The 13,230-nt window shown below is 73.6% G+C and carries 16 protein-coding genes; 6 read left to right on the forward strand and 10 right to left on the reverse strand.

Annotation, left to right across the window (positions count from 1 at the left end):
* Nucleotides 1–151 precede the first annotated feature (151 nt).
* On the forward strand, nt 152–907 hold the full coding sequence (locus ACFVGS_RS19980; RefSeq protein WP_385693206.1) for a hypothetical protein: 756 nt from the start codon (nt 152–154) through the stop codon (nt 905–907).
* Complete coding sequence (locus ACFVGS_RS19985) at nt 904–1,275, forward strand: peptidase inhibitor family I36 protein (RefSeq protein ID WP_384406824.1); 372 nt, start codon at nt 904–906, stop codon at nt 1,273–1,275. The genes ACFVGS_RS19980 and ACFVGS_RS19985 overlap by 4 nt, the downstream gene beginning before the upstream one ends.
* Before the next feature lie 99 nt (nt 1,276–1,374).
* Here ACFVGS_RS19985 and ACFVGS_RS19990 read toward each other — a convergent pair whose 3' ends face one another.
* From ACFVGS_RS19990 to ACFVGS_RS20025, 8 genes are all read right to left on the reverse strand, one after another.
* Nucleotides 1,375–2,562 carry a globin domain-containing protein gene (locus ACFVGS_RS19990; RefSeq protein WP_385693207.1) on the reverse strand — a complete coding sequence of 396 codons (1,188 nt, stop codon included), beginning with the start codon at nt 2,560–2,562 and terminating at the stop codon, nt 1,375–1,377.
* 91 nt (nt 2,563–2,653) lie between these two features.
* Complete coding sequence (locus ACFVGS_RS19995) at nt 2,654–3,100, reverse strand: RrF2 family transcriptional regulator (RefSeq protein ID WP_385693208.1); 447 nt, start codon at nt 3,098–3,100, stop codon at nt 2,654–2,656.
* An 88-nt stretch (nt 3,101–3,188) separates the two neighbouring features.
* Nucleotides 3,189–4,067, reverse strand: coding sequence for a hypothetical protein (locus tag ACFVGS_RS20000; RefSeq protein WP_384406815.1), 879 nt, complete (start codon nt 4,065–4,067; stop codon nt 3,189–3,191).
* Between the two features lie 62 nt (nt 4,068–4,129).
* A complete protein-coding gene (locus ACFVGS_RS20005) occupies nt 4,130–4,543 on the reverse strand; it encodes an SHOCT domain-containing protein (protein WP_384406813.1) in 414 nt (137 codons plus the stop codon).
* 162 nt (nt 4,544–4,705) lie between these two features.
* A complete protein-coding gene (locus ACFVGS_RS20010; RefSeq protein ID WP_384406811.1) occupies nt 4,706–5,161 on the reverse strand; it encodes a peroxiredoxin in 456 nt (151 codons plus the stop codon).
* Nucleotides 5,162–5,209: 48 nt separating this feature from the next.
* Complete coding sequence (locus tag ACFVGS_RS20015) at nt 5,210–6,151, reverse strand: LysR family transcriptional regulator (RefSeq protein WP_385693209.1); 942 nt, start codon at nt 6,149–6,151, stop codon at nt 5,210–5,212.
* 286 nt (nt 6,152–6,437) lie between these two features.
* Nucleotides 6,438–7,016 (reverse strand): PadR family transcriptional regulator, encoded by a 579-nt coding sequence (locus ACFVGS_RS20020; protein ID WP_384406807.1) that lies wholly within the window; start codon nt 7,014–7,016, stop codon nt 6,438–6,440.
* A gap of 40 nt (nt 7,017–7,056) precedes the next feature.
* Entirely contained in the window at nt 7,057–8,280 is a 1,224-nt protein-coding gene (locus ACFVGS_RS20025; RefSeq protein ID WP_384406805.1) for an FAD-dependent monooxygenase, read from the reverse strand.
* A 100-nt stretch (nt 8,281–8,380) separates the two neighbouring features.
* Between ACFVGS_RS20025 and ACFVGS_RS20030 the strand changes: the two genes are divergently transcribed.
* The 4 genes from ACFVGS_RS20030 to ACFVGS_RS20045 all read left to right on the forward strand — a co-directional run bounded on the left by ACFVGS_RS20030 (nt 8,381) and on the right by ACFVGS_RS20045 (nt 11,436).
* The gene (locus tag ACFVGS_RS20030) at nt 8,381–8,956 is read left to right on the forward strand and encodes a TetR/AcrR family transcriptional regulator (protein ID WP_385693210.1); all 576 of its coding nucleotides are present in this window, start codon (nt 8,381–8,383) and stop codon (nt 8,954–8,956) included.
* Nucleotides 8,957–9,014: 58 nt separating this feature from the next.
* Nucleotides 9,015–9,551, forward strand: coding sequence for an SRPBCC family protein (locus ACFVGS_RS20035; protein ID WP_385693211.1), 537 nt, complete (start codon nt 9,015–9,017; stop codon nt 9,549–9,551).
* Nucleotides 9,552–9,766: 215 nt separating this feature from the next.
* The gene (locus ACFVGS_RS20040; protein WP_385693230.1) at nt 9,767–11,071 is read left to right on the forward strand and encodes an Ig-like domain-containing protein; all 1,305 of its coding nucleotides are present in this window, start codon (nt 9,767–9,769) and stop codon (nt 11,069–11,071) included.
* Between the two features lie 20 nt (nt 11,072–11,091).
* Complete coding sequence (locus ACFVGS_RS20045) at nt 11,092–11,436, forward strand: CU044_2847 family protein (protein ID WP_385693212.1); 345 nt, start codon at nt 11,092–11,094, stop codon at nt 11,434–11,436.
* Between the two features lie 34 nt (nt 11,437–11,470).
* On the opposite strand, the gene ACFVGS_RS20050 is transcribed toward ACFVGS_RS20045, so the two are convergent.
* Both ACFVGS_RS20050 and ACFVGS_RS20055 read right to left on the reverse strand, forming a co-directional pair.
* A complete protein-coding gene (locus tag ACFVGS_RS20050) occupies nt 11,471–12,286 on the reverse strand; it encodes an ABC transporter permease (protein WP_384406797.1) in 816 nt (271 codons plus the stop codon).
* A 31-nt stretch (nt 12,287–12,317) separates the two neighbouring features.
* On the reverse strand, nt 12,318–13,229 hold the full coding sequence (locus tag ACFVGS_RS20055) for an ABC transporter permease (RefSeq protein ID WP_385693213.1): 912 nt from the start codon (nt 13,227–13,229) through the stop codon (nt 12,318–12,320).
* Nucleotide 13,230 lies beyond the last annotated feature (1 nt).

Genomic DNA, 13,230 nt, shown 5'->3' on the forward strand with positions numbered 1-13,230 from the left:
TTGGCGGCGCGCACTCCGGCGCGTTCGACCCCTTCGAGTGAGTCGCCGCGGCCCTTCGCATGGCCGGTCCGGCACCGGGCATTGATCGCCACGAAACGGCGGTGATCACACCGTCGGCCATCGCCGCCCAGGCCCGCCACCAGGGGGAACCATGCGCCACGCGACCCGCCGAGCGATCGTCACGGCCTCTGCCGCCCTCGTCCTCGCCGGCTGCGCCACCGTGCAGCCCGGCTCCGCCGACCCGGCCGCGCCCTCCGGATCGGCCGCGGCGCCCGTCACCCCCGCCACCCGGCAGGAACAGGACCGGATCCTGAAGGCCGCCGAACAACGGCTCGTCGCCGAGTGCCTCGACGCCCAGGGCCTTGCCCTGCCCCCGGCCTCCCAGGCGCGCGCCCCCGCCCCCGGACCCGGGCCCGGCGCCGACAGCCGCCTGCGGACCGCACTCTTCGGCAGCGACCCCCGCGAGCTCTCCCTCACCCTCGCCACCGGTCTCACCGTCACCGCCAACAGCGACGGCTGCGTGGCCTCGGCCCGCACCGAGCTGTACGGCGACCAGACCCGCTGGTTCCGCGCCCAGGTCACCGTCGACAACCTGCGCGCCATGGCCCAGGCCCGGATGAAGGACGATCCCGCGCACCGGGCCGCCCTCGACCGCTGGACCCGCTGCGCCGCACCCTCCGGCGGGCCCCGCACCGGCCGCCCCGACCCGGCCGTCGCCGAACGCTGCACCCGCGAGAGCGGACTCGCCGACGTACGGGCCCGGCTCGAACCCGCCGAACTGGCCACCGTGCGCACCCTCCACCGCGACCAGGTCGCCACCTACGAGCAGCTGCGCGCCCGCGCACTGCGGCGGGCAGCCGAGCTGTCCGCGAACCCCACCCAGAAGAAAGGCACCGACGCTTCATGAAGCGACTCCTCGGCCCGACCACCGCGGCCCTCCTCGCCCTCGCCGGCGGCCTCGCCCTGACCACACCTGCCACCGCCGCGGACTGCCCCTCCGGCAACTTCTGCGCCTGGGAGCACTCCAACTTCGGTGGTCAGCGAGCCAACTGGAGCGGCGACGACGGCTGGTGGGAGAGCTGGATCGCCGACAACGACTCCTCCTGGGCCAACCACGGAATCTCCGGCCCGGGCATCAAGGACTACGTCCGGGTCTACGAGTCGGCCTGGCAGGGCGGCTCCATGACGATCTGTCTCGCCCCCGGCCAGGAGGTCGGCTACAACGGCGCCGCCAACGACCGAGGCGACTCCCACATCTGGTCCACCGGCTGCTGAACCCCGCCACCCCGAGCCGCCTCACTGCACAGTGAGGCGGCTCACGCCGATGCGACTCGGTGCAGGTGAGCGATCTGGCGCAGCCGTAGTCCGACCGGATCAGGCCGTCGTGCCCAGCCACAGGTCGGGGCCGAAGACCTCGTAGTGGACGTCCGCCGCCGCGACGCCCCGGGCGAGCAGGTCGCCGCGCACCGCGCGCATGAAGGGGAGCGGGCCGCAGAGGTAGGCGGTCAGGCCTTCCGGCAGGTCGAGCGTGGTGATGTCCGCCCGGCCGCTGTGGGCGTCCGTCGCGCCCGGCTCCTCGTACCAGAGGTGCAGGGAGCCCTGCGGCAGCGCGTCGACCAGGCGGCGCAGCTCCTCGCGGTGGGCGTGGCCGGCCGGGGAGCGGTCGGCGTGGACGACGGTCACCGGCCGGGTCGAACCGGTCGCGACGAGGTGGTCCAGCATCGCCAGCATGGGCGTGGAGCCGATGCCCGCGGAGGCGAGCAGCAGCGGTCCGTCGCCCTCGGGGAGCACCAGGTCGCCGAACGGCGCCGACACGGTGACGAGGTCACCCACCCGTCCGTGGGCGTGCAGCCATGAGGAGACCTCGCCGGCCGGGTCGCCGTCGACGCGCTTGACGGTGATGCGCCACTCGGGGCGGCCCGGCGCGGCGGAGAGGCTGTACTGGCGGATCTGCCGGGCGCCGTCGGGCAGGGTGACCTGGACGCTGACGTACTGGCCCGGCCGGAAGGGCGCGGCCGGACGCCCGTCCGGGTGGCGGAGCGTGAAGGAGACGGTGTCGGCGGTCTCCTCGTGCCGCCCGGCGATCTCCATCGACTCCCAGACCTGACCCTCGGTGACGCCCCGCTCCTGGTACAGACGCGCCTCCAGGGCGATCAGCGCGTTGGCCATCAGCCAGTACACCTCGTCCCAGGCCTGCGCGACCTCGGGCGTCACTGCCTCGCCGAGGACATCGACGATCGCGGCGAAGAGGTGCTCGTGGACCACCTTGTACTGCTCCGACGTGACGCCGAGCGAGGCGTGCTTGTGGGCGATCCGCGACAGCATCACGTCGGGCCGGGTGTCGGGACTGTCCAGCAGTGCTCGGGCGAAGGCGGCTATGGAGCCGGCCAGTGCCCTGCGCTGGTCGCCGGTGGCCTGGTTGCCGCGGTTGAACAGGTCCCGCAGCAGCTCGGGACGGGCGGCGAACATTCCCGCGTAGAAACGCTCGGTGATCTCGTCGAGCGCGCCGCCGACGGCGGGAAGGGTGGCACGGATGACCGGCGTGGCCTGCTCGGACAGCATGACGCCTCCATAACTGGTAGATGATTTACGTATTTAACGGGGTGACGGGGCCGCCCGGGCAGGGCGGGAGTCGAGAAGGGGGTGAGGGGGATCAGTCGCCGGGGCGGCGCCCGGACAGGGTGACGAGCACCGGCCCCGTGGGAGACTCCACCAGATCGGCGACGGTCAGCGGGTCCAGCGTGCGGTAGAACGCCTCCTGCGCTTCGCGCAGCGCGCCGCGCAGCCGGCAGGCCGTCCGCAGCGGGCACGGCGGATCGCCCTCGCAGGCCACGACCTCGTCGTCGCCCTCCAGCGTCCGCGTCAGCCAGCCCACCGACGACCGGCGGCCGAGCTCCGTGAGGGCCAGGCCTCCGCCGCGCCCGCGGCGCGCCTCGACGACCCCGAGGTGCTGCAGCCTGGTGACCACCTTCGCCATATGGGCGTAGGGGACGACCATGGACTCCGCCACCTCGCGGGTGGTGGGGTAGGTGTGCTGCCCGGCGACCGCGAGGCGCATCACGGCCCGCAGTGCCAGGTCGGTGAATTTCGTCAACCGCACGCCCCGACCGTATCAAAGGCGTATTTCAGATTCGCATTAGGGGGAGGAGTGGAGGGGAGGGGTGGTGTGGCCTTGAGATGCCTCGCGGTCAGCGCCGCCCGCGTTTCCGCCGGCGCCAGACCCACCAGCCGCCGACCAGGACCGAGCTGCTGACCAGGACGATGCCCAGCACCGGCCACCGCCCGCCCGCGATGTGCAGGTCCGCGCCCACGACGACCGCCACCCCGATCAGGGACACGAGCAGCGAGAACACCGCCCGCGCCACAGCACCGATCACCGCCGGGTCGAAACGGTTGGGACGGCGCGGGGCGGGCGCCCCCGCGTAGAAGATCGCCGCCCGGTCCAGCAGGGCCAGCGTCGAACGCCGATAGCTGAAGGCCAGATACGGCAGCCACACCAGCGGCGCGACGAGACCGACCAGGAACACCGCCCCCACCAGCGCCCACTGGCCGATCCGCACCAGCCGCCCCGCCTGGCTCTCCGTCGGCGTGATCAGCCCCAGCAGCCGCGCCATGCGCATGACCAGCTCCCACAGGGCGGCCAGCCGGCCCGGCCGCTTCCCGGCCCCGCCTTCCGGTGCGCCCTGGGCGGTCGGCTCGGCCAGCGCGATGCGGGCGGCGTCCGTGTCCTCGTACACCCCCTGGAGAACGAGCAGTTCGGCGGTCCGCGCGGGATCCGTCGGGTCCTTGCCCTCCAGCGCCGCCAGTTCGAGCACCGTCCGCGCCTGCGACAGCAGCGCCGCACAGAAAGCGAACGGGACGAACAGGATGAAGGGCCCGCCCACGAACGCGCCCTCGGCGGAGGCCGTGCGGACGCCGCGCGCCACCACACGGGTGCGCAGCTCGTCGGAGCTCGCGTCCGGTCTGGCGGCGTGCAGCCGCCGCACCGCCCGGTCCGCTGCCGGACCGAGGCGGCGCTGCGCGAACACGGCGAGCGACTCCGGAAGCCGGCCCGGCGCGGCCATCACGTCGCGCAGCAGCGACGGGGACAGCCGGGACGGTTCCTCCTCCTCGCCGCCCTGTGGACGGATCAGGACAGGACCTTGGCCTTCGCCCTCTCGAACTCCTCGTCCGTGATGGCGCCCCTGTCCCTGAGGTCCGCGAGCCGGGCCAGCTCGTCCACGCCGCTGCCCTGACCGGTACCGCCGGCCGCCGCGGGCGTGCCCGCCGTCTTGCGGATGTAGTCCTGGAACGCCGCCTCGGCGTCCCTGGCCTGCTTGACGTCACGCCGGCTCATGCCCTTGCCTCGGGCGATGACGTACACGAGCACCCCGAGGTAGGGCAGCACGATGCAGAAGATCAGCCAGCCCGCCTTGCCCCAGCCGCTCAGCTCGTGGTCACGGAAGATGTCCGTGATGATCTTGAACAGCAGGAACAGCCACATGATCCACAGGAAGAACCAGAGCATGGTCCAGAAGAGGTTGAGCAGGGGATAGTCGTCCATGCCGAAACTCCGTTCCCGGCGCGGCCTGGTCGGCCTCGCGTACAGCGAGTCTCACCGAACCCTCGTGGGCCCGCATGTCGTGATCCGCTCCGGGTGCGGCCGCGCGGCCGCCGTGTTCCGATGGGTGTGACCTCCGTGGCCCAAGGCCCCGATCCCGCGCGCTCAGGCCTTCCGCGTGCGCAGCGCCGCGAGCGCCTTGTCCGCGTGCGCGCTCATCCGCAGCTCGCTTCTGACCACCTCCAGGACCCTGCGGTCCTGGTCGATGACGAAGGTGACCCGCTTCGTCGGCGCGAGCGAGAAGCCGCGCTTCACTCCGAACCGGTCCCGTATCTCGCCGGACGCGTCCGAGAGCAGCGGATAGCCGAGCGAGTGGCGGTCGGCGAACTCCTGCTGGCGCGCCACCTCGTCCGGACTGATGCCGACCGGCCGTGCGCCGGCCGCCCGGAACTCGCCCGCGAGGTCCCGGAAGTGGCAGGCCTCGGCGGTGCAGCCCGGCGTGAGCGCCGCCGGGTAGAAGAAGAGGACGACGGGACCGTCGACCAGCAGCCCGGACAGGGAACGGGGCTGCCCCGTTTCATCCGGAAGGGTGAAGTCCTCGACGATGTCACCGACGTTCATACGAGCGGACGTTACCCCACGGTAGGGAGCTCGGGGTAGGGGTGCCCGTCACCAGGACCGCGCGGCCCGCAGCAGCCGGTCCCGTACGAGCGCCACATGGGGGTTCTCCGGCGTGCCCGGCCGCTGGACCAGAAACGACGTGTTGATCGGCGGATCCTCCGGATCGAGCAAGGCCGTCAGCCGGCCCGCGGCAAGCTCGGCACGGCACAGATAGCGCGGCAGCACCCCGAAGCCGGCCCCCGCCGACACGGCCGCCAGGACTCCTCGCAGGTCGGGCACGGTGACCGCGGCCTCGCCGGTCAGGCGGCGCCCGAAGACGTGTCGCCAGTAGCGCCGGGCGATCGGCAGGTCGGCGGCGTACATCACCATGGGGACGTCGTGCAGCGCGGCGGGACCGTCCGCCGCCACCGCGCCGGGGCCGATCCGCCGTGCCCACTCGGGCGAGGCGACCAGGACGAACTCCTCGTCGACGAGCGGCACCGAGGCCAGGGCCCTGCCGCGCGGCCGCTGCGTCGCCACCACCAGGTCGTGGTGCCCGGCCCGCAGCCCGTCGAGCAGTTCGTCGGTGAGCCCCAGCGTGACCTGGAGCCGGATCCCTTCGCCCACCAGCGGCGCCAGCGCGGGCAGCGCGCAGAGCGACAGGAACTCGGCGGGCCCCGCGAGGTGCACCGGCTGCGGCGCCGGCGGGGCGCCGTCGAGACCGCAGTCCGCGACCGTGGCGAGTGCGTCGATCGGGCCCGCGACCTGGGCGGCGAGATCGTCCGCGTACGGCGTCGGCGCCACGCCGCGCGGGCCGCGCTCGAAGAGCTCGCGGTCGAGGCGCCGTTCGAGCGCCCGGATCTGGGTGGTGACGGTGGGCTGCGACAGGCCCAGCAGTCGGGCGCCGGCCGTGAACGAACCCGTTCGGTGCACGGCCAGGAAGGTGCGGAGCAGCGAGAGGTCGAGCGGCCCGCGCGGCTGCGGCGGCGTTCCGGCGTCCGGCCGGGGCACGGACGGGTCCGGAGGACCGGCGGGTCGGGGCGCCGGGCGGGGGCGTGACCGGCGACCCGCCTTGGGCCCGGGCCTGCTTTCAGGCCTGGATCCGGAGCCGTCAGCCGGGCCATGCTGCTTCCTGTCGCTCACGGCGGTCAGCATAGGCAAGCCGATGGATCACCTGCCTGGCCCGGGCTGCTGTTCCTCGCCTCCGGGCCAGGCCGCCGGCTTCCCGTCCGGGCCCCGCCGTCCGGGAGACCGTCTCGCCCCGCCGCCTGCCGGGCCGCCCCGCCCCCGCCGCCCGTCAGGCCGTCCGCCCCGCCGTTCGCCGTGTCTCGCGTTCGGCGAGGACCGCCAGGGCCCGTTCGCCCCAGCGGATGTTCTCCTCCTCGAACGCCATGCCGCGCAGCAGGGTCAGGAACGGTCCGATCCGGTCCGCCTCGCGGAGGTACGTGTCCTCGTCCCGCCCGTCGAGCATCCGCTCGCGCATCCGCTCGTAGCGCGCGAGCTTCCCGCGCGCCGCCTCCATCCGCTCCCGTACGTGCGCGCGTACCGCCGCCGTGTCTCCCGCGTCGCACGCCTGGACCTGGACCAGCAGCTCGTCGCGGACCGCCGTCGGCTTCGGCGGGTGCGCGGTGTACGCGACGAGGTCCGCGAGACCGGCGTCGGTGAGGGTGAACATGCGCTTGTTGGGCCGGCGTTCCTGCAGCACCACCCGGGCCGCGATGAGACCGGCCTCGGAGAGCCGGTCGAGCTCCCGGTAGAGCTGTTGCGGCGTGGCCGCCCAGAAGTTGGCCACGGACACGTCGAAGAGCTTGGCCAGGTCGTACCCCGACGCCTCGCCCTCCAGGAGAGCCGCCAGGACCGCGTGCTTGAGAGACATCCGGACAAAGTAGCAGTCCGTTGAATATGTTCCTCCACACCTATTCACCCGAGAAAGACCTGGTGAGGGGCGGGTTCCAGGCAGCGTGCCGCAGGATCGCGCGCACCGCCACGCCACTCGGGGCGAGCCGCAGCAGCGCGTTGCGCAGTGGCACGGCGAGCGGGTGGTCGAGTTGCTGGCCCATCCGTCCGGCCCGGCGGGCCGCCATGGCCACGGCCGTGGTCCGCGGCCGCCGTCCGGCGTCGTAGCGGGCGAGCGCGGCGTCGACGTCCGGCGCCCCGTCGAGCTCGGCGGCGAGCACGACGGCGTCCTCCAGGGCCTGGCAGGCGCCCTGGCCGAGGTTCGGGGTCATGGCGTGGGCGGCGTCTCCGAGCAGCACCACCCGCCCGGAGACGAAGGAAGGCAGGGGAGTGGCCAGTTCGGCGATGTCGTGGTGGAGGACGGCCTCGGGGAGCGTCGCGGCCAGCAGCTCGGGGATCGGCTCGTGCCAGCGGGCGAAGCGCCGGCGCAGCACGGCGAGGGGATCGGCATGGCGCACACCCGCGGGCGCGTTGAGCACCGCGTGCCACTCGGCACGTCCGTCGGCGAACGCGATGTGACCGAACTCGGCCCCGCGGCCCCAGGTGATCTCGAAGTCGGTACGGAGGTCCACGGGGCGGTCCGTGATCGCCCGCAGGACGGTCGAGCCGCTGTGCACGGGGCCGGGATGGGCGGGGAAGAGGGCCGTGCGCAGGCGGCTGCCGATCCCGTCGGCGGCCACGACCAGGTCCGCCTCCAGGGCTTCCGGCAGCTCAGCGGGCTGCGGTCCCTTGTCGTCGGCGGTTACGGGCTGCGCCCCGCCGAAGCGCACCCGCGCCCGTCCGCCGCGCAGCGGCTCCGCGGCCGCCGCCGTCACGCCCGTGCGCAGCGTCCCGGGGGTCAGTGCCTCGCGCAGCAGCCGGTGGAGCTCCGCGCGCGGAATGCCCACGATGGGCGAGCCGAGGGCGCGTTCGAGGGCGGCGCCGTCCATGCGGGCCAGCCAGGAGCCGCGTGGTGTCCGGGTGCCGCCGGTGTACTGGCCGTGCCCGGCGGCCCGTACGGCGGTGCCGACGCCGAGCACGTCCAGGGCCCGGACGCCGTTGGCGGCGAGCGAGATCCCCGCACCGGCGTCGGCGAGCACGGGTGAACGGTCGACGACCGCCACCTCCCACCCGATGCGCTGGAGTCCGACGGCGGCGGCGAGGCCGCCGATCCCGGCGCCCACGACGACGGCGGTGTGTCCCATGGTCCGTATCCCTTCCCGTGCTGCTGCTCCCGGGCTTCCCCGAAGACTTCTACATCTGTAGAAGCCTAACGCCACCCCTCTACAGGTGTAGAAAGAGGGGGTGACTTCCCAGAATCCCCGCCGCACCCTGCTCGCCGACGCCGCGCTCGACGTCCTCGCCGACGCCGGGATGCGGGGCCTCACCCACCGGGCGGTCGACGCGGCGGCGGGCCTGCCGGCCGGAACGACGTCCGCGTACTTCCGCACCCGGTCCGCCCTGCTCACCGCCCTCGTGCGGCGGCTCGTCGAGCTCGACCAGGCCGAACTGGTGGCGGCCGCCGAGCGCGCCCCCGTACTCCGGACGGCCGAGGACCTCGTCCAGGGGCTCGCCGCGCTCGTCGCCGCCCGGACCCGGGGCGAGGGGCGGCGCCGCTCGCTCGCCCGCTACGCCTGCGTGCTGGAGAGCGTGCGAGACCCCGAACTGCGCGACATCCTGGTGCCGAGGGAGAACCCGGGGCGCGACGCGGTACGGGCCTTCCTCGCCGCGCGGGGCGTCGCGGACCCCGAGGCCCGCACACTGAGCCTGCTCGCCTGCGTGGACGGACTGGTCCTGGACCGCGTGGTCGCCGGAGAGGAGGCGGTGAGCGGGGGGACCGAGGCGATCGAGGGGCTCGTGGCGGCGGCCCTGCGGACCTGAACGCGACCGCGGCAGCCCGCACGGCCGTCGATCCGACGTCAGCAATGGAGCAGCTCCGATGGACAGCAGTGACAACAGTGGCACCGGCACCGGCGCCGGCCGTCGCGGCAGCGACAGCAAGGCGTTCGTGTACACGACGTACATCCGCACCACGCCCGACGAGCTGTGGAAGGCGCTGACCGATCCCGGCCTCACCCGCCGCTACTGGGGCGTGGCCTTCGAGACCGACTGGGCCGTCGGCTCGCCGATGGTCTGGGAGGAGGGCGGACGCACCACCGCCGACCCGGAACAGGTCGTGCTCGTCGCCGAGCCCGGCCGGGTGCTCTCGTACACCTGGCACACCTTCACACCCGAATGGGCGCAGGCCGTCGGCATCGGCGACGAGCTCTTCGCCCGGCTCGTGGACGAGGGGCGCTCCAAGGTCACGTACACCATCGAACCGGCCGGGGACATGGTGAAACTGTCCGTCGTCCATGACGACCTCAAACCCGGCGGCACCATCCGGAGCCTGGTCGGCGAGGGCTGGCCGGCGATCGTCGCCAGCCTGAAGTCGCTCCTGGAGACGGGCGAGGAACTGCCCGAGGTGCCGCGTTGAGCCCGGGCCGTTGGTGCTTTCGAGTCGTCTCGGGGGCCTCTCACGCGCCACGCCCGGTCAGTTGATCATCTTTTCCGCCCCTGATCCGTTTTGATGCACCGGACAGAGCAGGCCGGCGCCGGTGCGAGAAGGGGTGGACGTCCGACGTGTCGTCACGCGCGAGCAGCATCAGGAACGTCAAGGGCTGGACCGCGCTGTCCGCCGCGGTCGGAGCCGTGCTCGCGCTCCAGGCGGCCCAGCACACCGCCGTGGGCGCACCGGCCGGAGGCCCGCCCGACGCCGCCGTGCAGCTGGCCGTCACCAGCTGCCCCACCACCGGCGCCCTGTGCACCACGCCCCGGCGCAACGTCGACCTCGACGGCCGGACCCTTGCCTTCGACGACCGTGCCGCCGGACCCGTCGAACTCACCCTGCGCACCGCCGGGCGGCTCGCCGACGTGAACGTCACCGACCACAAGGGCCGCCGCGTGGCCGGCCGGGTGAGCCCCGACGGCCGCCGATGGACCGGCGCGGCGCCGCTCCCCGCCGACGGCCGCTACACCGCACGCCTCGTCGTCGAACGCACCGACGGCGGACGGCAGCGATTCCACCACGCCCGGCTCTCCCTGAGCACTCCGGCCGCGCCCGAGGGCGAGCGCCTCACCGCCGCATTCGGGCCCGGCGGCGGCACGTACGGAGTGGGACAGCCGCTCACCGCCGAACTCAGCCACCCCGTTCCCGCCACCGACCCCGACGCCCGCCGAGCCGTCGAACGCGCTCTGCACGTCAGCTCGGAGCCACGCGTCGAAGGAGCGTGGCACTGGGTCGGACCCACCACCCTCCACTACCGCCCGCGCGACTTCTGGCCCGCTCGCGCGACCGTCAGCGTCCGCAGCGCGCTCGACGGGGTCCGGGTCGCCGGCCACCTCTACGGCGGGCCCTCCGCCTCCCTCACCCTGACCACCGGCGACCGGATCGAGGCCGTCACCGACGTCGCCGCGCACACCCTGACCGTGCTGCGCGACGGCGAGGTCGTCCGCACCATCCCCGTCACCACCGGCAAGGCCGGCTACCGGACCCGAGGCGGCGTCAAGGTCGTCCTCGGCAAGGAGCCCATGGTCCGCATGCGCGGCGACTCCATCGGCATCGCCCGCGGCAGCAGCGACTTCTTCGACCTGAAGGTCCGCTGGGCCACCCGGGTGACGTGGAGCGGCGAGTACCTGCACGCCGCCCCCTGGTCGCTGGACGCCCAGGGCAGCGAGGACGTCAGCCACGGCTGCACCGGCATGAGCACGGAGGACGCCGCCTGGCTGTTCCGTACCGTCCGCGAGGGCGACGTCGTGCGCGTGATCAACGGATACGGCAAGCCGATGACGCCCTTCGACAACGGCTACGGCGACTGGAACCTGAGCTGGCCCGAATGGCGCCGCGGCAGCGCCTTCGGCTCCGGCGCGGGGACGGGGGACCCGGCCACCGGGGCCGCGGGCTCCGGCGCCTCCGGCGCGGGGCCCGACGGCAGCGCGCTCCGGCCCGCCCTCTGACCACACACCGAGGAGTCACGATGACGGAGATCACCAGGGTCGAACTCGCCGAAGGCGTGCTCTACGTGGAGGCGGAACCCCTCACCGCCGCGGCGGCCGGCTGGACGGAGGACGGGGGACTGGAGGGCATCGGCCGCCGGCTGCCCGATCTCTCGGCGGTCACCGACGCCCTGTCGTCCTTCGCCGGGCAGCTCGGCGAGGCCCTGCACCGGGCCGCGCCCGACCGGGCCACGATCGAGTTCGGCTGCCAGCTCGGCCTGGACAGCGGAGGGCTGACCGCCCTCGTCGTGCAGGGCAGCACGAGCGCCAGCCTGCGGGTCACCCTGGAATGGAGCCGGGACAGGGGCGCGAGGACGGGCGGCTGAGCCGGCCCGTACCCGGTACGCGCCCGTCACCGGGTCAGACGCGCCCGCCGCCCGTCGTGTCCGAGGACAGCCGCTGCGCCGCGTAGATCGGGATCACCGACAGCAGCACGAGCAGCGCCGCCACCACGTTCACCACGGGCGCCTGCTGAGGTCGCGTCATGTTGTCGAAGATCCACAGCGGCAGGGTCTGCACTCCCGGGCCCGCGGTGAAGGTGGTCACCACCACCTCGTCGAAGGAGAGGGCGAAGGCGAGCAGGCCGCCCGCGAGCAGCGCCGAGCGCAGCTGCGGGAAGGTGACGTCCCAGAAGGTGCGGAAGGTGTGCGCGCCCAGGTCCATCGCCGCCTCCTCGTACGAACCCGGCAGCCGGCGCAGCCTGGCGACCACGTTGTTGAAGACCACCACGATGCAGAACGTGGCGTGCCCGACGATCACCGTGAACAGGCCGAGCCCCACCCCCAGGGGTTCGAGGACGGTGCCGAAGGCGGAGTTGAGCGCGATGCCGGTGACGATGCCCGGCAGCGCGATCGGCAGCACCACCGCGAACGACACCGCCTCCCGCCCGAAGAACGCGTGCCGCTGCACGGCGAAGGCGATCAGCGTGCCGAGCACCAGCGCGACCGCGGTCGCCGCGAGACCCGCCCGGACCGAGGTCCACAGGGCCTCGCGCGCGCCGTCGTTCGCCCAGGCCGCCGACCACCACTTCAGGGTGAGCCCGGGCGGCGGCCAGCTCGCCGAGCGGTCCGGGTTGAGCGAGCCGACGAGGACGAGCAGCAGCGGCAGGTAGATGACGGCGAAGCCGAGCCCGGCCGCGGTGCGCAGCGCGATCCGCGCGGGGCGGGAGAGGTTCATCCGGTGTCCTTCCACGGGCGGCTGGGGCCGGTCACAGGCTGCGCAGTGCCCCGGTGCGGCGCACCGCGAGCAGATAGAGCACGATGACGGCCACCGGCACCGTGCCGAGCGCGGCGGCGAGCGGCAGGTTGAGGGTGACGTTGGAGTAGACGAGGTTGCCGATCAGCTGGGTCTTGCCGCCGACGATCTGCACGGTGATGTAGTCGCCCAGGCTGAGCGAGAAGGTGAAGACCGACCCGGCCGCGACCGCCGGCCACACCAGCGGGAGCACCACCGCGACGAACGTCCGCCCGGCCCGCGCCCCGAGGTCGGCCGAGGCGTGCAGCAGGTTGTCCGGGAGCTGTTCGAGTGCCGTGTGGATCGGGAGGATCATGTACGGCAGCCACAGGTACGTCAGCACCAGGACGGTGGCGGTGAGCCCGTAGCCCGGACCGCTCAGACCCAGCGGCTTCAGCGCCCAGTCGAGCGGTCCGCCCTCGGAGAGGATCAGCCGCCACGCGTACACCTTGACGAGGTAGCTGGCCCACAGCGGGGTGAGGATCGCGACCACGAGCAGCGGCCGGCGGCGCGGGCTCGCGACCCGGGCGGTGTAGAAGGCGAGGGGGAAGGCGATGACGGCGCACAGGACGGTGACGGCGAGCGCGACGCCGACCGTGCGCAGGGCGACCGTCCGGTAGACCGGGGAGCTCACGAGCTCCTGGAAGTTCCGGCCCGACCAGACCCGGACGACCTCGGAGGTGAAGGAGTCGGTGGTCCAGAAGGCGGACAGGAACAGGGCGGCCAGCGAGCCCAGATAGGCGAGCACGAGCCACAGCAGCGGCGCGGTGAGCAGCGCCGCGAGCCGGACGCGGGGCCGCTTGTGCAGGGCCCCGGCGAGCCGCCGGACCGGACCGGGTGCCCGGTCGGTGCCGGCGGCCCGCGTGACGGGGGAGAGCGAGGTCATG

This window comes from Streptomyces sp. NPDC127114 (assembly GCF_042677525.1).
GTDB lineage: Bacteria > Actinomycetota > Actinomycetes > Streptomycetales > Streptomycetaceae > Streptomyces.